At 74.2% G+C, this 17769-nt stretch carries 16 protein-coding genes; 15 read left to right on the top strand and 1 reads right to left on the bottom strand.

The window, feature by feature from the left end:
• Positions 1–121 precede the first annotated feature (121 nt).
• Entirely contained in the window at positions 122–622 is a 501-nt protein-coding gene (gene bldD, locus ACL02R_RS28940) for a transcriptional regulator BldD (protein ID WP_052850825.1), read from the bottom strand.
• A gap of 195 nt (positions 623–817) precedes the next feature.
• Between bldD and pyrR the strand changes: the two genes are divergently transcribed.
• The 15 genes from pyrR (at position 818) to ACL02R_RS28865 (ending at position 17743) form a co-directional block, all read left to right on the top strand.
• A complete protein-coding gene (pyrR, locus tag ACL02R_RS28935) occupies positions 818–1426 on the top strand; it encodes a bifunctional pyr operon transcriptional regulator/uracil phosphoribosyltransferase PyrR (RefSeq protein WP_412799924.1) in 609 nt (202 codons plus the stop codon).
• A gap of 111 nt (positions 1427–1537) precedes the next feature.
• The gene (locus tag ACL02R_RS28930) at positions 1538–2527 is read left to right on the top strand and encodes an aspartate carbamoyltransferase catalytic subunit (RefSeq protein WP_412799923.1); all 990 of its coding nucleotides are present in this window, start codon (positions 1538–1540) and stop codon (positions 2525–2527) included.
• Positions 2524–3831 carry a dihydroorotase gene (locus ACL02R_RS28925; protein WP_412799922.1) on the top strand — a complete coding sequence of 436 codons (1308 nt, stop codon included), beginning with the start codon at positions 2524–2526 and terminating at the stop codon, positions 3829–3831. The genes ACL02R_RS28930 and ACL02R_RS28925 overlap by 4 nt, the downstream gene beginning before the upstream one ends.
• Positions 3828–4466 carry a hypothetical protein gene (locus ACL02R_RS28920; RefSeq protein ID WP_412799921.1) on the top strand — a complete coding sequence of 213 codons (639 nt, stop codon included), beginning with the start codon at positions 3828–3830 and terminating at the stop codon, positions 4464–4466. The genes ACL02R_RS28925 and ACL02R_RS28920 overlap by 4 nt, the downstream gene beginning before the upstream one ends.
• A complete protein-coding gene (gene carA, locus ACL02R_RS28915; RefSeq protein WP_412799920.1) occupies positions 4463–5596 on the top strand; it encodes a glutamine-hydrolyzing carbamoyl-phosphate synthase small subunit in 1134 nt (377 codons plus the stop codon). The genes ACL02R_RS28920 and carA overlap by 4 nt, the downstream gene beginning before the upstream one ends.
• Positions 5589–8924: a carbamoyl-phosphate synthase large subunit gene (carB, locus tag ACL02R_RS28910; protein ID WP_412799919.1), complete on the top strand. Its 3336-nt coding sequence runs from the start codon at positions 5589–5591 to the stop codon at positions 8922–8924. Before carA ends, carB begins: the two co-directional genes overlap by 8 nt.
• Positions 8925–8929: 5 nt before the next feature.
• Entirely contained in the window at positions 8930–10048 is a 1119-nt protein-coding gene (locus ACL02R_RS28905; protein ID WP_412799918.1) for a quinone-dependent dihydroorotate dehydrogenase, read from the top strand.
• Positions 10045–10905, top strand: a complete 861-nt coding sequence (pyrF, locus tag ACL02R_RS28900) for an orotidine-5'-phosphate decarboxylase (protein ID WP_412799917.1) — start codon at positions 10045–10047, stop codon at positions 10903–10905. The genes ACL02R_RS28905 and pyrF overlap by 4 nt, the downstream gene beginning before the upstream one ends.
• Before the next feature lie 247 nt (positions 10906–11152).
• Positions 11153–11476, top strand: coding sequence for an integration host factor (locus tag ACL02R_RS28895; RefSeq protein WP_362958712.1), 324 nt, complete (start codon positions 11153–11155; stop codon positions 11474–11476).
• 38 nt (positions 11477–11514) lie between these two features.
• Complete coding sequence (gene gmk, locus ACL02R_RS28890; RefSeq protein WP_412799916.1) at positions 11515–12066, top strand: guanylate kinase; 552 nt, start codon at positions 11515–11517, stop codon at positions 12064–12066.
• 24 nt (positions 12067–12090) lie between these two features.
• Positions 12091–12363: a DNA-directed RNA polymerase subunit omega gene (gene rpoZ, locus ACL02R_RS28885; RefSeq protein ID WP_052850834.1), complete on the top strand. Its 273-nt coding sequence runs from the start codon at positions 12091–12093 to the stop codon at positions 12361–12363.
• Positions 12364–12500: 137 nt separating this feature from the next.
• Positions 12501–13724: a bifunctional phosphopantothenoylcysteine decarboxylase/phosphopantothenate--cysteine ligase CoaBC gene (gene coaBC, locus ACL02R_RS28880; RefSeq protein ID WP_412799915.1), complete on the top strand. Its 1224-nt coding sequence runs from the start codon at positions 12501–12503 to the stop codon at positions 13722–13724.
• Between the two features lie 232 nt (positions 13725–13956).
• Complete coding sequence (gene metK, locus ACL02R_RS28875; RefSeq protein ID WP_412799914.1) at positions 13957–15165, top strand: methionine adenosyltransferase; 1209 nt, start codon at positions 13957–13959, stop codon at positions 15163–15165.
• Positions 15166–15238: 73 nt separating this feature from the next.
• The gene (locus ACL02R_RS28870; protein WP_412799913.1) at positions 15239–17368 is read left to right on the top strand and encodes a primosomal protein N'; all 2130 of its coding nucleotides are present in this window, start codon (positions 15239–15241) and stop codon (positions 17366–17368) included.
• Between the two features lie 24 nt (positions 17369–17392).
• The gene (locus tag ACL02R_RS28865; RefSeq protein WP_412799912.1) at positions 17393–17743 is read left to right on the top strand and encodes a hypothetical protein; all 351 of its coding nucleotides are present in this window, start codon (positions 17393–17395) and stop codon (positions 17741–17743) included.
• Positions 17744–17769: the final 26 nt, after the last annotated feature.

Here is a 17769-nt window from a genome sequence, read left to right as displayed (position 1 = left end):
CCCCCCCCCCCCCCCCCCCCCCCCCCCCCCCCCCCCCCCCCCCCCCCCCCCCGCCGGTCCCCGGGTGACGGGGAGCGCCGTCAGGCGCCTCCCGCCACCCGGTGTGCCGCTGGGCGGCCGGTCAGCTCTCGTCGGCCTGGACCGCGCGGCGCGCGTCCGCGCCCAGCACGCCCCAGCTGATGAGCTGCTCGGTCAGCACGGAGGGCGACTGGTCGTAGATCACGGCAAGGGTCCGCAGGTCGTCCTGGCGGATCGAGAGGACCTTGCCGTTGTAGTCGCCCCGCTGGCTCTGGATGGTCGCGGTGTAGCGCTGAAGCGGGCCCGCCTTCTCGCTGGGCACGGTGGCGAGCCGCTCCAGGTCGAGCACCAGTTTCGGCGGCGGCTCGGCGGCGCCGCCCGGCGTCGAGCCGGGCAGCAGTTCCTGGACGGGCACCCCGTAGAAGTCCGCCAGCTCCGCGAGGCGCTGCACGGTGACGGCACGGTCGCCGCGCTCGTAGGAACCGACCACGACCGCCTTCCAGCGGCCCTGCGACTTCTCCTCGACCCCATGGAGCGACAGACCCTGCTGGGTGCGGATGGCACGGAGCTTCGCTCCGAGCTGTTTGGCGTATTCGCTGGACATGTATCTCCCCGGACGGCTTTTTGGTAACTCACTGTGAGGTTACGCAGCGTAATTTATCCCGTCAAGCCGGGGCCGAGGAGTCGCCTCTGACCTGGGGCGATGCGGAGCGTGCCGAACGGCCTGATACGCTCGACGACGATCTGAACGACGTCCTTTAAGGCCCGTCCCGTGAGGCGGGGAAGGAGGTCCTGCACCATGGACAGTCCCACCGGCACACCCGGCCACCCCGGCGCCGCCGATCCGTCCGCCCCCCGCCCCGTGCTGGAGGCGCCGGACATCGCGCGAGCCCTGACCCGCATCGCCCACGAGATCGTCGAACGCGCCAAGGGCGCCGACGACGTGGTGCTCCTCGGCATCCCGACCCGGGGGGTCTTCCTCGCCCGGCGGCTCGCCGCCCGGCTGCGCGAGATCACCGGCCACCCGGTCCCCGTCGGTTCCCTGGACATCACGATGTACCGGGACGACCTGCGGATGCGGCCCACCCGGGCGCTCGCCAGGACCGAGATCCCGGGCGACGGCATCGACGGCCGCCTGGTGATCCTCCTCGACGACGTGCTCTTCTCCGGCCGCACCATCAGGGCCGCGCTGGACGCGCTGAACGACATCGGCAGGCCCCGCGCCGTCCAGCTCGCCGTGCTCGTCGACCGGGGCCACCGCGAGCTGCCGATCAGGGCCGACTACGTCGGCAAGAACATCCCCACGTCGCAGCGTGAGACCGTCCGGGTCCTGCTCACCGAGGAGGACGGCCGCGACGGCGTGCTCCTCGGCGTGCGCGGGCAGGCCCAGGACGCCGGCGGGCGCTAGACCGTGTCCCGCACAGGCCGTTAGCCCCGCCATGCCAGCACGCCGCATCCCACCCGTTCCGGACCCACCGGACCACGGCCAGGCACCGCCCGGCCCCACGGAAGGCACCTGATGAAGCGTCACCTCATCTCGGCCGCCGATCTCACGCGCGACGACGCCGTCCTCGTCCTGGACACCGCCGAGGAACTCGCCCGCGTCGCCGACCGGCCGATCAAGAAGCTGCCCACCCTGCGCGGCCGGACGGTCGTCAACCTGTTCTTCGAGGACTCGACCCGCACCCGGATCTCGTTCGAGGCGGCGGCGAAACGTCTCTCCGCCGACGTCATCAACTTCTCGGCCAAGGGGTCCTCCGTCTCCAAGGGCGAGTCGCTGAAGGACACCGCCCTGACGCTGGAGGCGATGGGCGCCGACGCGGTCGTGATCCGGCACCACGACTCCGGCGCCCCGCACCGGCTCGCCACCTCCGGCTGGATCGGCGGCTGCGTCGTCAACGCGGGCGACGGCACGCACGAGCACCCCACGCAGGCGCTCCTCGACGCGTTCGCCATCCGCCGCCGCCTCGTCGCCGGACCCGCCGGCGGCATGGGCAAGGACCTGTCCGGGCGGCGGGTGACCATCGTCGGCGACATCCTCCACAGCCGCGTGGCCCGCTCCAACATCCACCTGCTCACGACGCTCGGCGCGCAGGTCACCGTCGTCGCGCCGCCGACGCTGCTGCCGGTCGGCGCGGGCACCTGGCCCTGCGCGGTCTCCTACGACCTCGACGCCGTCCTGCCGGACTCCGACGCCGTGATGATGCTCCGCGTCCAGCGCGAGCGCATGAACGCCGCCTACTTCCCGACCGAGCGCGAGTACGCCCGCCGGTACGGGCTCGACGGCGACCGCATGGCGCGCATGCCCGAGCACGCCATCGTGATGCACCCGGGCCCCATGAACCGCGGCATGGAGATCACCGCCGAGGTCGCCGACTCACCCCGCTGCACCGCCGTCGAGCAGGTCTCCGGCGGCGTCAGCGTCCGGATGGCCGTCCTGTACCTGCTGCTCGGCGGCGCGGAGCCGGCCGTGAGCACCACCCGCACCGAGGAGAGCACCCTGGCATGAGCGCTGACACGACCGACCGGAACCGGACCCTGATCCGCGGCGCCCGCCTCCTGGGCGGGGCGCCCGCCGACGTCCTGATCGACGGCGGCACCGTCGCCGCAGTCGGCGAGGACCTCGCCGCGGACGGCGCCGAGGTCGTCGACGCCACGGGCCTCGTGCTGCTGCCCGGCCTCGTCGACCTGCACACCCACCTGCGCGAGCCGGGCCGCGAGGACTCCGAGACGGTCCTCACCGGCACCCGCGCCGCCGCCGCCGGCGGCTACACCGCCGTGCACGCGATGGCGAACACCTTCCCCGTCGCCGACACCGCCGGCGTCGTCGAGCAGGTCTGGCGCCTCGGCGGCGCCTCCGGCTACTGCGACGTCCAGCCCGTCGGCGCCGTCACCGTCGGCCTCGGCGGCAAGCAGCTCGCCGAGCTGGGCGCCATGCACGACTCGGCGGCGGGCGTCACCGTCTTCTCCGACGACGGCAAGTGCGTGGACGACGCGGTGATCATGCGGCGCGCGCTGGAGTACGTGAAGGCGTTCGGCGGCGTCATCGCCCAGCACGCCCAGGAGCCCCGGCTCACCGAGGGCGCGCAGATGAACGAGGGCACCGTGTCCGCCGACCTCGGCCTCGGCGGCTGGCCCGCCGTCGCCGAGGAGTCGGTCATCGCCCGCGACATCCTGCTCGCGGCCCACGTCGGCTCCCGCCTGCACATCTGCCACCTCAGCACGGCCGGATCCGTCGAACTGGTGCGCTGGGCCAAGGGGAAGGGCTGGCCGGTCACCGCCGAGGTGACACCCCACCACCTGCTGCTGACCGACGAGCTGGTCCGTTCGTACGACCCCGTCTACAAGGTCAACCCGCCGCTGCGCACCGAGGAGGACGTCCTCGCCCTGCGCGCCGCGCTCGCGGACGGCACCATCGACTGCGTCGCCACCGACCACGCCCCGCACCCGCACGAGGACAAGGACTGCGAGTGGGGCGCGGCGGCCATGGGCATGATCGGCCTGGAGACCGCGCTGTCCGTCGTCCAGCACACGATGGTGGACACCGGGCTGCTCGACTGGGCCGGGGTCGCCGACCGGATGTCCCACCGCCCCGCCGCCATCGGACGGCTGACGGGCCAGGGCAGGCCGGTCGCCGCGGGCGAGCCCGCGAACCTGACGCTGGTCGACCCCGGCCACCGCGCCGTCGTGGACCCCGCCGCGTTCGCCTCCCGCAGCCGCAACACGCCGTACCGCGGCCGTGAGCTGCCCGGCAGGGTCGTCCACACGTTCCTGCGCGGGCGGGCCACCGTCCGGGACGGGAAGCTCGCATGAACGCGCCCGCCACGCTGCTCGTCCCGCTGGCCGAGGAGACCCGCAGGTCGCAGGAGGTCACCGACTGGGGCCCGCGCATCGCCTGGGTCGTCGGCATCGTGCTCCTGATCGCCCTGGTCTACTGGCTCATGCGGCAGGGCTGGAAGTGGCGCGCCGCGCTCCAGGGCGACCTGCCGGAGCTGCCGCAGGCCCCGGAGCCCGGCGCAGGCGGCACGGCCCGGCTGACGCTGACCGGCCGCTACCACGGCTCGACCGCCGCGGGCCGCTGGCTCGACCGGATCGTGGCCCGCGGCCTCGGCGCCCGCAGCCGCGTCACGCTCGACCTGACCGACGACGGCATCACCGTGCGCGGCACCGGCGCGGGCGACTTCCTCATCCCGGCGGCACGCCTGCGCGGCGCCCGCCTCGACAAGGGCATCGCGGGCAAGGTCCTCACCGAGGGCGGCCTGCTCGTCCTGACCTGGGAGCACGGCGACCGGCTGCTCGACTCCGGCTTCCGCTCGGACACCGCCGCCGAGCACCCCGCCTGGGTCGAGGCACTCGGCACCTACCTCCCCGAGGGCGCCGGAGCCGCCGCCCCGTCCGGCCCACCCACCACCCCGAGCACGCACCACAGCGAAGAAGGCGCACGATGACCACAGCCAGTCCGACCCCCGCGCTGCTCGTCCTGGAGGACGGCCGCACCTTCCGCGGCCAGGCGTACGGCGCTGTGGGGGAGACCTTCGGCGAAGCCGTCTTCTCCACCGGTATGACCGGCTACCAGGAGACGCTGACCGACCCCTCGTACCACCGCCAGATCGTCGTGATGACGGCCCCGCACATCGGCAACACCGGCGTGAACGACGAGGACCCCGAGTCACGCCGCATCTGGGTCGCCGGGTACGTCGTCCGTGACCCCGCCCGCAGGCCCTCCAACTGGCGCTCGGTCCGCACGCTCGACCAGGAACTGGCCGCCCAGGGCGTCGTGGGCATCGGCGGCGTGGACACCCGCGCCCTCACCCGGCACCTGCGCGAGCGCGGCGCGATGCGCGCCGGGATCTTCTCCGGGCCCGCGCTGGGCGCGGGGGAGGACGAACTCCTCGCCCGCGTACGGTCCGCGCCGCCCATGACCGGCGCCGACCTGGCCGCCGAGGTCGCCGTCACCGAGCCGTACACCGTCCCCGCCCTCGGCGCCAAGCGGCTGGCCGTGACCGCCGTGGACCTCGGCATCAAGGGCATGACGCCGCACCGCATGGCGGAACGCGGCATCGAGGTGACCGTCGTGCCCGCCACCGCGACGCTGGACGAGGTCTACGCGTCCTCGCCCGACGGGGTGTTCTTCTCCAACGGTCCTGGCGACCCGGCGACCGCCGACCACCCCGTCGCGCTGATGCGCGGCGTGCTGGAGCGCGAGACGCCGCTGTTCGGCATCTGCTTCGGCAACCAGGTGCTCGGCCGCGCCCTGGGCTTCGGCACGTTCAAGCTCAAGTACGGCCACCGCGGCATCAACCAGCCGGTGAAGGACCTGGCGACCGGCAAGGTCGAGGTCACCGCGCACAACCACGGCTTCGCCGTGGACGCGCCGCTCGACGGCCCGTCCGAGACGCCGTTCGGCCGCGCGGAGGTCTCGCACGTCTGCCTGAACGACGACGTCGTCGAGGGGCTGCGGCTGCTCGACCGGCCCGCGTTCAGCGTCCAGTACCACCCCGAGGCCGCGGCCGGGCCGCACGACGCGGCCTACCTGTTCGACCGTTTTGTTTCCCTGATGGAGGACCGGCGTGCCTAGGCGTTCGGATATCAAGTCCGTACTGGTGATCGGCTCCGGTCCGATCGTGATCGGGCAGGCGGCCGAGTTCGACTACTCGGGCACGCAGGCCTGCCGCGTGCTCAAGGCCGAGGGGCTGCGCGTCGTCCTCGTCAACTCCAACCCGGCCACCATCATGACCGACCCGGAGATCGCCGACGCGACCTACGTCGAGCCGATCACCCCCGAGTTCGTCGAGAAGATCATCGCCAAGGAGCGCCCCGACGCGCTGCTGCCCACCCTCGGCGGCCAGACCGCGCTCAACGCCGCCATCGCCCTGCACGAGGCGGGCACGCTGGAGCGGTACGGCGTGGAGCTGATCGGCGCCAGCGTCGACGCCATCCAGAAGGGCGAGGACCGCGAGGCGTTCAAGGGCGTCGTGGAGGCCGTGCGCGGCGTCCTCGGCCACGGCGAGTCGGCCCGTTCCGTCATCTGCCACTCGATGGACGACATCCTCGCGGGCGTGGAGACGCTGGGCGGCTACCCGGTCGTGGTCCGCCCCTCGTTCACCATGGGCGGCGCCGGGTCCGGCTTCGCGCACGACGAGGACGAGCTGCGCCGCATCGCCGGGCAGGGCCTCGCCCTGTCCCCGACGACCGAGGTGCTCCTGGAGGAGTCCATCCTGGGCTGGAAGGAGTACGAGCTGGAGCTGATGCGCGACCGGAACGACAACGTGGTCGTCGTCTGCTCCATCGAGAACCTCGACCCGATGGGCGTCCACACCGGCGACTCCATCACGGTCGCGCCCGCGATGACGCTCACCGACCGCGAGTACCAGATCCTGCGGGACATCGGCATCGCCGTCATCCGCGAGGTCGGCGTGGACACCGGCGGCTGCAACATCCAGTTCGCCGTCAACCCCGACGACGGCCGGATCGTCGTCATCGAGATGAACCCGCGCGTCTCCCGCTCCTCCGCGCTCGCCTCCAAGGCCACCGGCTTCCCGATCGCCAAGATCGCCGCCCGCCTGGCCATCGGCTACACGCTGGACGAGATCCCGAACGACATCACCGAGAAGACGCCCGCCTCCTTCGAGCCGACGCTCGACTACGTCGTCGTCAAGGTGCCGCGGTTCGCCTTCGAGAAGTTCCCGGCGGCCGACTCCTCGCTGACCACGACCATGAAGTCCGTCGGCGAGGCCATGGCCATCGGCCGCAACTTCACCGAGGCCCTCAACAAGGCGCTGCGCTCCCTGGAGAAGAAGGACGCCGCCTTCGACTTCTCCGCCCTCGCGCCCGGCGCCGCCGCCGGGGAGGCGGGCGACAAGGACGCCCTGCTGCGCCTCGCCGCCGTCCCCACCGACGGGCGGCTGAACACCGTCATGCGCGCCATCGGCGCCGGTGCCTCGCCCGACGAGGTCTTCGAGGCCACCCGCATCGACCCGTGGTTCGTGGACCAGCTCTTCCTGATCCACGAGACCGCCCGCGAGATCGCCGACGCCGACCAGCTCGGCCCCGAGCTGCTGCGCACCGCCAAGCGCCACGGCTTCTCCGACGCCCAGATCGCGGGCATCCGCGGCCTGCGCGAGGAGGTCGTCCGCCAGGTGCGGCACGCCCTCGGCATCCGGCCGGTCTACAAGACGGTCGACACGTGCGCCGCCGAGTTCGCCGCCCGCACCCCGTACCTCTACTCCTCCTACGACGAGGAGACGGAGGTCACCCCGCGCGAGCGGCCCGCCGTGCTGATCCTCGGCTCCGGCCCCAACCGCATCGGGCAGGGCATCGAGTTCGACTACTCCTGCGTCCACGCCTGCTTCGCGCTCAGCGACGCCGGCTACGACACCGTGATGGTCAACTGCAACCCGGAGACCGTCTCCACCGACTACGACACCTCCGACCGGCTGTACTTCGAGCCGCTCACCCTGGAGGACGTCCTGGAGATCGTCCACGCCGAGACCCTCGCCGGTCCCGTCGCGGGCGTCCTCGTGCAGCTCGGCGGCCAGACGCCGCTCGGCCTCGCGCAGGCGCTGAAGGACAACGGCGTGCCGATCGCCGGCACCTCGCCCGAGGCGATCCACCTGGCCGAGGACCGCGGCGCGTTCGGCCGCGTGCTGGAGGAGGCCGGGCTGCCCGCCCCCAAGTACGGCACCGCGTTCTCCTTCGAGGAGGCCGCCGCGACCGCCGCCGGGATCGGCTACCCGGTCATGGTCCGCCCCAGCTACGTCCTGGGCGGACGCGGCATGCAGATCGTGTACGACGAGCCCGCCCTCGCCGCGTACCTGCGCGAGCACGCCGGACTGATCGCCGAGCACCCGGTGCTGGTCGACCGCTTCCTCGACGACGCGATCGAGATCGACGTGGACGCGCTCTACGACGGCGAGGAACTGTTCCTCGGCGGCGTCATGGAGCACATCGAGGAGGCCGGCATCCACTCCGGCGACTCCGCCTGCGCCCTGCCGCCGATGACGCTCGGCGCGCACGACATCAAGCGCCTGCGCGCCTCCACCGAGGCGATCGCCCGCGGCGTCGGCGTCCGCGGCCTGATCAACATCCAGTTCGCGCTGGCCGGGGACATCCTCTACGTCCTGGAGGCCAACCCGCGCGCCTCCCGCACCGTCCCGTTCACCTCCAAGGCCACCGCCGTGCCGCTGGCCAAGGCCGCGGCCCGCATCTCGCTGGGCGCCACCGTCGCGCAGCTGCGCGCGGAGGGCATGCTGCCCGCCGAGGGCGACGGCGGCAGCCTGCCGCTGGACGCGCCGATCTCCGTCAAGGAGGCCGTGATGCCGTGGTCGCGCTTCCGCGACATCCACGGGCGCGGCGTCGACACCGTCCTCGGCCCGGAGATGCGCTCGACCGGCGAGGTCATGGGCATCGACACCGTCTTCGGCACGGCCTACGCCAAGTCGCAGACCGCCGTCTACGGCGTGCTGCCCACGAAGGGCCGGGCGTTCGTCTCGGTCGCCAACCGCGACAAGCGCGCCATGATCTTCCCGGCGCGCGCCCTCGCGGAGCACGGCTTCGAGCTGCTCGCCACCTCGGGCACCGCCGAGGTCCTGCGGCGCAACGGCATCCACGCCACCGTCGTCCGCAAGCAGAGCGACGGCCCAGGACCCGAGGGGCAGCCGACCATCGTCCAGCTCATCCACGACGGCCAGGTCGATCTGATCGTCAACACCCCCTACGGCACCGGCGGACGGCTCGACGGCTACGACATCCGCACCGCCGCCGTCGCCCGCGGTGTGCCGATCCTCACCACCGTCCAGGCGCTGGCGGCGGCCGTGCAGGGCATCGACGCGCTGCTGCGCGGCGACATCGGCGTCCGCTCGCTCCAGGACCACGCGCGCGACCTGACCGCCGCGCGCGGACGGTGAGCGGCGTGGCACCCTACGACGTCCTCTACCGCACCGTCCTGCGCCGGATCGACGCCGAGCAGGCGCACCGGGCCGCGTTCGCCCTCATCAGGGCCGCCGCCCGCGTCCCCGGGCTGCGGCCGGCCGTACGCGCCGCGTACGCGCCGCCGCACCCGGAGCTGCGGATCACCGCCCTCGGGCTCGACCTGCCGGGTCCCTTCGGCCTGGCCGCCGGGTTCGACAAGAACGCGGTCGGCGTCGACGGCCTCGGCATGCTCGGCTTCGACCACGTCGAGGTCGGCACGGTCACCGGGCAGCCGCAGGCGGGCAACCCGCGCAAGCGCCTGTTCCGCCTCGTCGGTGACCGCGCGCTGCTCAACCGCATGGGGTTCAACAACGACGGGTCCGCCGCCGTCGCCGCGCGGCTGGCCCGCCGCGGCAGGCCGCGCGGCGGCCCCGCCGTGGGCGTCAACATCGGCCGGACCAAGGCGGTCGCCGACGACGCCGCGGTGGCCGACTACGTCACCTCGACCGAGCGGCTCGCCCGCCACGCCGACTACCTCGTGGTCAACGTCTCGTCGCCCAACACCCCCGGGCTGCGCGACCTCCAGGCCGCGAGCCGCCTGCGGCCCCTGCTGACCGCCGTCCGCGAGGCCGCCGACCGCTCCGTGCCGGACCGCCGGGTCCCGCTGCTGGTCAAGATCGCCCCCGACCTGGCCGACGAGGACATCGACGCCGTCGCGGACCTCGCGCTCGACCTGGGCCTCGACGGCATCATCGCCACCAACACCACCGTCTCCCGCGACGGCCTGCGCAGCCGTCCGGACGCCGTCGCCGCACTCGGCGCGGGAGGCATCTCGGGCGCCCCGCTGAAGGAACGCTCCCTCGCCGTCCTCGCCCGCCTGTACGCGCGCGTCGGCGGGCGCGTGACCCTCGTCGGCGTCGGCGGCGTCGAGAACGCGGACGACGCCTGGGCGCGCGTCCTGGCCGGCGCCACCCTCGTCCAGGGCTACAGCGGCTTCATCTACGCCGGTCCGGGCTGGGCCCGTTCGATCAACGAGGGGCTCGCCCGGCACCTGGCCGCCAGCCCGTTCGCCACACTCGCCGACGCCGTCGGCGCCGACGCCCGGAGGACCGCCGCATGACCACCGCGCCCGAACCCTTCGGCGCCCGGCTGCGCCGCGCCATGGACACGCGCGGCCCGCTGTGCGTCGGCATCGACCCGCACGCCGCGCTCCTCGCCGACTGGGGGCTCGGCGACGACGTGGCCGGCCTTGAGCGCTTCACGCACACCGTCGTGGAGGCGCTGGCCGACCGGGTCGCCGTCCTGAAGCCGCAGAGCGCCTTCTTCGAACGCTTCGGCTCCCGCGGCATCGCCGTGCTGGAGCGCGCCGTCGCCGACGCGCGCGACGCCGGGGCGCTCGTCCTGATGGACGCCAAGCGCGGCGACATCGGCTCCACCATGGCCGCGTACGCCGCCGCGTTCCTCGGCCCCGGCGCACCCCTGCGCTCCGACGCGGTCACCCTCAGTCCGTACCTCGGCTTCGGCGCCCTGCGCCCCGCGCTCGACCTGGCCGCCGCGACGGGCTCCGGCGTCTTCGTGCTCGCGCTGACGTCCAACCCGGAGGGCCCCGAGGTCCAGTCGGCCGTGACGGCCGGGGGAACGCCGCTCGGCCGCCACGTCCTCGACCGGCTGCGCGCGGAGAACGAGGGCGCCGCGCCGCTCGGCTCGTACGGCGCCGTCGTCGGCGCGACACTCGCCGCCGGACCGGGCGGTGGCCCCGGCGGCCTCGCGATCAACGGACCGCTCCTCGCCCCCGGCATCGGCGCCCAGGGCGCGACCGCCGCCGACCTGCCGCGCGTCTTCGGCGACGCGGTGGGCGATGTCCTGCCGAGCGTCAGCCGGGGCGTGCTGCGGCACGGTCCCGGCGTCGCGGCGCTGCGGGACGCGGCGGCCAGGGAGGCCGGGGAGATCGCCCAGTTCACGGGCGCGGGGGCGTAGCGGGACGCGCGGCGGGGGCGGAAGGGTCGCACGGTCGTGCGTATATGTCGGAAATGTCGCCAAGGCGTCACAGCTGACCAGGACTTTTTGTCGATTACCGCTGACTAAACGCCGTGAGCCCCGCTAGTCTCCACCGAGAGCGGGGCTGCCGAGCGCGTTGTTCGTTGCCCCGCCGGTGCGGTGCCGTTAGGTTCCTCACCGTTCCTTGTTCCGTATCCGACAGTTCGACAACCGAGGTGACGTAGGCGTGGCTCTTCCGCCCCTTACCCCTGAACAGCGCGCAGCCGCGCTTGAGAAGGCCGCCGCGGCTCGCCGGGAGCGCGCCGAGGTCAAGAATCGGCTCAAGCACTCCGGTGCCTCGCTGCACGAGGTCATCAAGCAGGGCCAGGAGAACGATGTCATCGGCAAGATGAAGGTCAGCGCCCTTCTGGAGTCGATGCCTGGCGTCGGCAAGGTCCGCGCGCGGCAGATCATGGAGCGGCTCGGCATCTCCGAGAGCCGCCGGGTCCGCGGTCTCGGCTCCAACCAGATCGCCGCGCTGGAGCGCGAGTTCGGCACCGGTGCCGCCTGAGGTTTTTCCGCTCCGCCGGGAACCGGGATAATCACCGTATGACCGATCGTCCGCGGCTGACCGTGCTCTCCGGCCCCTCCGGGGTCGGCAAGAGCACGGTCGTCGCCCATCTGCGCAAGGCCCACCCCGAGCTGTGGCTGTCCGTCTCGGCCACCACCCGCAGGCCACGGCCCGGGGAACGGCACGGCGTCCAGTACCACTTCGTGGACGACGGGGAGTTCGACAAGCTGGTCGCCAACGGCGAACTCCTCGAATGGGCGGAGTTCGCGGGCAACCGCTACGGCACGCCCCGCCGCGCCGTGCTCGAACGTCTTGAGCGCGGCGAGCCGGTGCTCCTGGAGATCGACCTCCAGGGCGCCCGGCAGGTCCGCGCCTCGATGCCGGACGCGCGCCTCGTCTTCCTCGCCCCGCCCAGCTGGGACGAGCTGGTCCGCCGCCTCACCGGCCGCGGCACCGAGCCCCCCGAGGTGATCGAACGCCGGCTCGCCGCCGCCCGCACCGAGCTGGCCGCCGAGCCCGAGTTCGACGTCACACTCGTGAACACCTCGGTCGAGGCGGTCGCGGCCGAGCTGCTAGCCTTGATTCGTTAGGCCACAACCAGGGAAAGGCGACGCGTGTCCTCCTCCATGACCACGCCCGAGGGCATCATCAACCCGCCGATCGACGAGCTGCTTGAGGCCACCGACTCGAAGTACAGCCTGGTGATCTACGCGGCCAAGCGCGCGCGGCAGATCAACGCCTACTACTCCCAGCTCGGTGAAGGGCTGCTGGAGTACGTCGGGCCGCTCGTGGACACGCACGTGCACGAGAAGCCGCTGTCCATCGCGCTGCGCGAGATCAACGCGGGTCTGCTCACCTCCGAGGCCGTCGAAGGCGCCACCGACTGAGGTGGCACCGGGGCGTGCGCGCCCCAGCAGTTCGTCCCGGGCCCGGCGGCCCTGTGTGCCGCCGGGCCCCAGGCATGCCGTGCCACGGCGCGTGCCCGTCGTGTCGTACACCGCAGCGAGCAGTGAAGGTGCCGGAGATGGATCAGCCCAGCGTCGTCCTCGGAGTGGGCGGCGGGATCGCGGCGTACAAGGCGTGCGAGCTGCTGCGGCGGTTCACCGAGTCGGGGCACGCGGTCCGGGTCGTGCCCACGGCCGCCGCCCTGCGGTTCGTCGGCGCCCCCACCTGGTCGGCGCTGTCCGGCGCCCCGGTGGCCACCGAGGTGTGGGACGACGTGCACGAGGTGCCGCACGTCCGTATCGGCAAGGCCGCCGACCTCGTCGTCGTCGCCCCGGCCACCGCGGACGTGCTCTCACGCGCCGCCACAGGCCGCGCCGACGACCTGCTGACCAATGTGCTGCTCACCGCGCGCTGCCCGGTCGTCTTCGCACCCGCGATGCACACGGAGATGTGGGAGCACCCCGCGACCCGCGAGAACGTCGCGACCCTCCGCGCGCGCGGCGCCGTCGTCATCGAGCCGGCCGAGGGCCGCCTCACCGGCGCCGACACCGGCAAGGGCCGCCTCCCGGACCCGGAGGCGGTCTTCGCCGTCTGCCGCCGCGTGCTGGCGCGCGGCACCGCGCCGGTGCCCGCCGACCTGGCCGGACGGCATGTCGTGATCAGCGCGGGCGGCACCCGCGAGCCCCTCGACCCGGTGCGCTACCTGGGCAACCACTCCTCCGGCAAGCAGGGCTACGCGCTCGCCCGCACCGCCGTCGCCCGCGGCGCCCGCGTCACCCTGGTCGCCGCGAACACCGCCCTGCCCGACCCCGCGGGCGCGAGGGTCGTCCGGGTCGGCAGCGCCGCCGAGCTGGAGAAGGCGGTCCGCGAGGCGGCGGCCGGTGCCGACGCCGTCGTGATGGCCGCCGCGGTGGCCGATTTCCGGCCCGCGGTCCGCGCCGACCAGAAGATCAAGAAGCGTGAGGGCGTCGACCCCGAGCCCGTCGTCCTGGTGCGCAATCCGGACATCCTCGCGGGGCTCGCCGCCGACCGCCCGGCGGGCCAGGTGGTCGCCGGGTTCGCCGCCGAGACCGAGGACGTCCTGGCCAACGGGCGGGCCAAGCTCGCCCGCAAGGGCTGCGACCTGCTGGTCGTCAACCGCGTCGGCGACGGCCTCGCCTTCGGCACCGAGGAGAACGAGGCCGTGATCGTCGAGGCGGGCGGCGCCGAGACCCCGGTGCCCCACGGGCCCAAGGAAGAGCTGGCCGACCGCGTGTGGGACGCCGTTGTACGCCTTCTCCCGCCCGCTGACACGGCCCGCTGACCGCGCCCGTCCGTCCCCCCCGCGTGCCCGCCCACCGGACCGGCTGTCTCGAACCGCGGTCGTTCCCTTCCGGTGAGCGCACCGCGACGGATACTGTACGGACACCGCACGGAGCCGGTCGAGCCTTCGGGTCACGCCGGACACCCGCCGGTTAGACTGACGCCGACCGGGCGCTCGCCACGGGCGGTCGTCAGCCATTCCAGTCAGCAGCCGCTGCAACCCAGGGAGCGATGTGTCCCGCCGTCTGTTCACCTCGGAATCCGTGACCGAGGGTCACCCCGACAAGATCGCCGACCAGATCAGCGACACCATCCTCGACGCCCTGCTGCGCGAGGACCCCACCTCGCGCGTCGCCGTCGAGACGATGATCACCACGGGCCTGGTGCACGTGGCGGGTGAGGTCACCACCCAGGCGTACGCGGACATCGCGACGCTGGTGCGCGGCCGCATCCTGGAGATCGGCTACGACTCGTCGAAGAAGGGTTTCGACGGCGCCTCCTGCGGTGTCTCGGTGTCCATCGGCTCGCAGTCGCCGGACATCGCGCAGGGTGTGGACACGGCCTACGAGTCCCGGGTCGAGGGCGATGAGGACGAGCTGGACCGGCAGGGCGCGGGCGACCAGGGCCTGATGTTCGGCTACGCCTGCGACGAGACCCCCGAGCTGATGCCGCTGCCGATCCGGCTGGCGCACCGGCTGTCCCACCGCCTCTCCGAGGTCCGCAAGAACGGGACCATCCCCTACCTGCGCCCCGACGGCAAGACGCAGGTCACCATCGAGTACGACGGCGACAAGGCCGTCCGCCTCGACACCGTGGTCGTCTCCAGCCAGCACGCCTCGGACATCGACCTCGACTCCCTCCTGGCGCCCGACATCCAGGAGTTCGTGGTCGAGCCCGAGCTGAAGGCCCTGGTCGGCGACGGCATCAAGCTCGACACCGAGGGCTACCGCCTGCTGGTGAACCCCACCGGCCGCTTCGAGATCGGCGGCCCGATGGGCGACGCGGGCCTCACCGGCCGCAAGATCATCATCGACACGTACGGCGGCATGGCCCGCCACGGCGGCGGCGCGTTCTCCGGCAAGGACCCGTCGAAGGTGGACCGGTCCGCCGCCTACGCGATGCGCTGGGTGGCGAAGAACGTGGTGGCCGCCGGGCTCGCCTCCCGCTGCGAGGTGCAGGTCGCCTACGCGATCGGCAAGGCCGAGCCGGTCGGCCTGTTCGTGGAGACCTTCGGCACGGCGACCGTCCCGGTGGAGAGGATCGAGCAGGCCATCACCGAGGTCTTCGACCTGCGGCCCGCCGCGATCATCCGCGACCTCGACCTGCTGCGCCCGATCTACGCCCAGACCGCCGCGTACGGCCACTTCGGCCGCGAGCTGCCGGACTTCACCTGGGAGCGCACCGACCGCGTGGACGCCCTGCGGGCCGTCACCGGGCTCTGACGACGCCGACGGCCGCCGCCCCCCGGCACGCGGGGCGGGGGGCCTGTCCGACCCGTCTGCTGTACTGGACGCCGTGAGTCAGGAAGCCGGCGCCCCTCCGGGCGGTGAACAGCTCGCCCTCGTCAGGGCGGCGGCGGGCCGCCGTGGCGGGGAGCCCAGGGCCAGGCCACGCACCTGGCGCGGCGCGGCCACGGCCGGGCGGCTGCCGGTCGCCCGGGTCCTCGTGGACAAGGGCCTGGTGCACCTCGACCACCTCTTCGACTACACCGTCCCGGCCGCCATGGACGCCGACGCGCAGCCGGGCGTCCGCGTCCGGGTCCGCTTCGGCGCCGGGCAGCGCGACGGCCGCCGCGAGGGCGGGCGGCTGATCAACGGCTTCATCGTCGAACGCCGCGAGAGCAGCGACTTCCCCGGCGTCCTCGCCCCCCTCGCGCAGGTGCTCTCCACCGAACCGGTCCTCGGCCCCGGGCTGCTGCGGCTGTGCCGCGCGGTCGCCGACCGGTACGCGGGGTCGCTCGCCGACGTGGTGCAGCTCGCCGTCCCCCCGCGCATGGCCAGGGCGGAACGCGCCGCCTCCCCGCCCGCCCCCGCGCCGCCCCCGGCCCCTGAGCCCGGGACGTGGACGCGTTACCCCCGCGCCGCCGGATACCTCGCGTCGCTCGCGGCGGGCGACGCACCCCGCGCCGTCTGGACCGCCCTGCCGGGACCGCACTGGCCCGACGAGCTGGCGCGCGTCCTCGCGACGGCGCTCGCCGCCGGGCGCGGCGCCCTCGCCGTCCTCCCCGACGGCCGCGCCGCCGCCCGCGCCGACGCCGCCCTCACCGCCCTCACGGGCCCCGGCCACCACGTCCTGCTCACCGCCGACGCGGGCCCCGAGGCGCGCTACCGGCGCTGGCTCGCCGTCCGCCGGGGCGCCGTACGCTGTGTCGTCGGCACGCGCGCGGCGATGTTCGCGCCCGTCGCGGACCTCGGCCTCGTCGCCCTCTGGGACGACGGGGACGCCGCGCACCACGACATCAACGCGCCGCAGCCGCACGCCAGGGAGGTCCTGAAGCTCCGCGCCGCGCAGGAGCGTGCCGCGCTGCTCCTGGGCGGCCACGCGCACACCGCCGAGGCCGCCCAACTCGTCGAGTCGGGCTGGGCCGGGCCGCTGGCCGCCGGACGGGAGACGGTGCGGGCCGTCGCACCGCTGGTCCGCACGGTCGGCGACGGCGACGAGGCACGCGACCCGGCGGCCCGTACGGCGCGCCTGCCCAGCCTGGCGTGGCAGGCGCTGCGCGACGGGCTCGCCGACGGCCCGGTGCTCGTGCAGGTGCCGCGCCGGGGGTACGCGCCCCGGCTCGCGTGCGACCGGTGCCGTACGCCCGCGCGCTGCGGCCGCTGCCACGGGCCGCTCGCCTCGGGCGGGGCGGCCGAGGCGCTGGGCTGCGCATGGTGCGGCACCCCGGCGCCGGACTGGCACTGCGAGGAGTGCGGCGGCGTACGGCTGCGGGCCGTGGTCATCGGCGCGCGGCGCACCGCCGAGGAGCTGGGCCGGGCGTTCCCCGCCGTGCCCGTGCGCACCTCGGGCCGCGACCATGTGCTCGACACCGTCCCCGACCGGCCCGCGCTCGTCGTCAGCACACCGGGCGCCGAGCCCGTCCCCGAGGGGCCCGGCTACGCGGCGGCGCTGCTGCTCGACGGCTGGGCGCTGCTCGGCAGGCAGGACCTGCGGGCGGGGGAGGAGGCGCTGCGGCTGTGGCTGAACGCCGCCGCGCTCGTACGGCCGCGCGCGGACGGCGGGACGGTCGTCGTCCTCGGCGAGCCGGTGCTGCGGCCGGTGCAGGCGCTGGTGCGCTGGGACCCGGCCGGGTTCGCGCTGCGCGAGCTGGCCGACCGCGCGGCCCTCGGCTTCCCGCCGGTCTCCCGGATGGCGGCGGTCAGCGGGACGCCGGAGGCGGTCGCGGGGCTGCTCGCGACGGCCGGACTGCCGCCGGACGCCGAGGTGCTGGGGCCGGTGCCGCTGCCCGTCGTCCCGCCGGGCCGCCCGCGCCGCACCGGCGACCCGCCGCCGGGGGAGCGGTGGGAACGCGCGCTGGTCCGCGTGCCGCCGGGCGGGGGAGGGGCGCTGGCCGCCGCGCTGAAGGCGGCCCGTGCCGCCCGGCTCGCCCGGCGCGACGGCGCCGTGCCGCGCGTGGTGGTCGATCCGCGCGACATCGGCTGACACGGGCCCGCCCACGATGGCCGGATGTCTTCGGCACTCGTCATCGGCTACGACCCGCAGGCGATACCCGGTGTGGACGGGACGGCGCTGCGCGCGGCCCTGGACGCGGAACTGGCGCGCTTCGCGACGCACGGCATCGAGGCGGCCATGGCGATGGTGGTGTACGACGAGTCGGCGGAGCCCGCCGTCGTCGCCGCGCTGACCGAGCGGCCGTGGGACGTGGTGGTGATCGGCGGCGGCATCCGCAAGACGGAGCAGCTGCTCCCGCTCTTCGAACTGATCGTGAACCTGGTCCGCCGCCACGCGCCCCAGGCCGCCATCGCGTTCAACACGAGCGGCGGCGACAGCGTCGAGGCGGCGCGGCGCCGGCTCTGAGCACCGCCGCGCGGGTCGCGCACGAC

The organism is Streptomyces sp. MS19 (genome assembly GCF_047200595.1).
In the GTDB taxonomy this organism is placed as follows: Bacteria; Actinomycetota; Actinomycetes; order Streptomycetales; family Streptomycetaceae; genus Streptomyces.
This window is presented reverse-complemented; position numbering and strand designations above follow the sequence as displayed.

What these genes read in the sequence shown, in the direction of transcription:
- bldD (WP_052850825.1), bottom strand. Translation starts at nt 622, where the DNA reads ATGTCCAGCGAATACGCCAAACAGCTCGGAGCGAAGCTCCGTGCCATC.
- pyrR (WP_412799924.1), top strand. Translation starts at nt 818, where the DNA reads ATGGACAGTCCCACCGGCACACCCGGCCACCCCGGCGCCGCCGATCCG.
- ACL02R_RS28865 (WP_412799912.1), top strand. Translation starts at nt 17,393, where the DNA reads ATGTCTTCGGCACTCGTCATCGGCTACGACCCGCAGGCGATACCCGGT.
- coaBC (WP_412799915.1), top strand. Translation starts at nt 12,501, where the DNA reads ATGGATCAGCCCAGCGTCGTCCTCGGAGTGGGCGGCGGGATCGCGGCG.
- pyrF (WP_412799917.1), top strand. Translation starts at nt 10,045, where the DNA reads ATGACCACCGCGCCCGAACCCTTCGGCGCCCGGCTGCGCCGCGCCATG.
- gmk (WP_412799916.1), top strand. Translation starts at nt 11,515, where the DNA reads ATGACCGATCGTCCGCGGCTGACCGTGCTCTCCGGCCCCTCCGGGGTC.
- ACL02R_RS28930 (WP_412799923.1), top strand. Translation starts at nt 1,538, where the DNA reads ATGAAGCGTCACCTCATCTCGGCCGCCGATCTCACGCGCGACGACGCC.
- ACL02R_RS28920 (WP_412799921.1), top strand. Translation starts at nt 3,828, where the DNA reads ATGAACGCGCCCGCCACGCTGCTCGTCCCGCTGGCCGAGGAGACCCGC.
- ACL02R_RS28925 (WP_412799922.1), top strand. Translation starts at nt 2,524, where the DNA reads ATGAGCGCTGACACGACCGACCGGAACCGGACCCTGATCCGCGGCGCC.
- carA (WP_412799920.1), top strand. Translation starts at nt 4,463, where the DNA reads ATGACCACAGCCAGTCCGACCCCCGCGCTGCTCGTCCTGGAGGACGGC.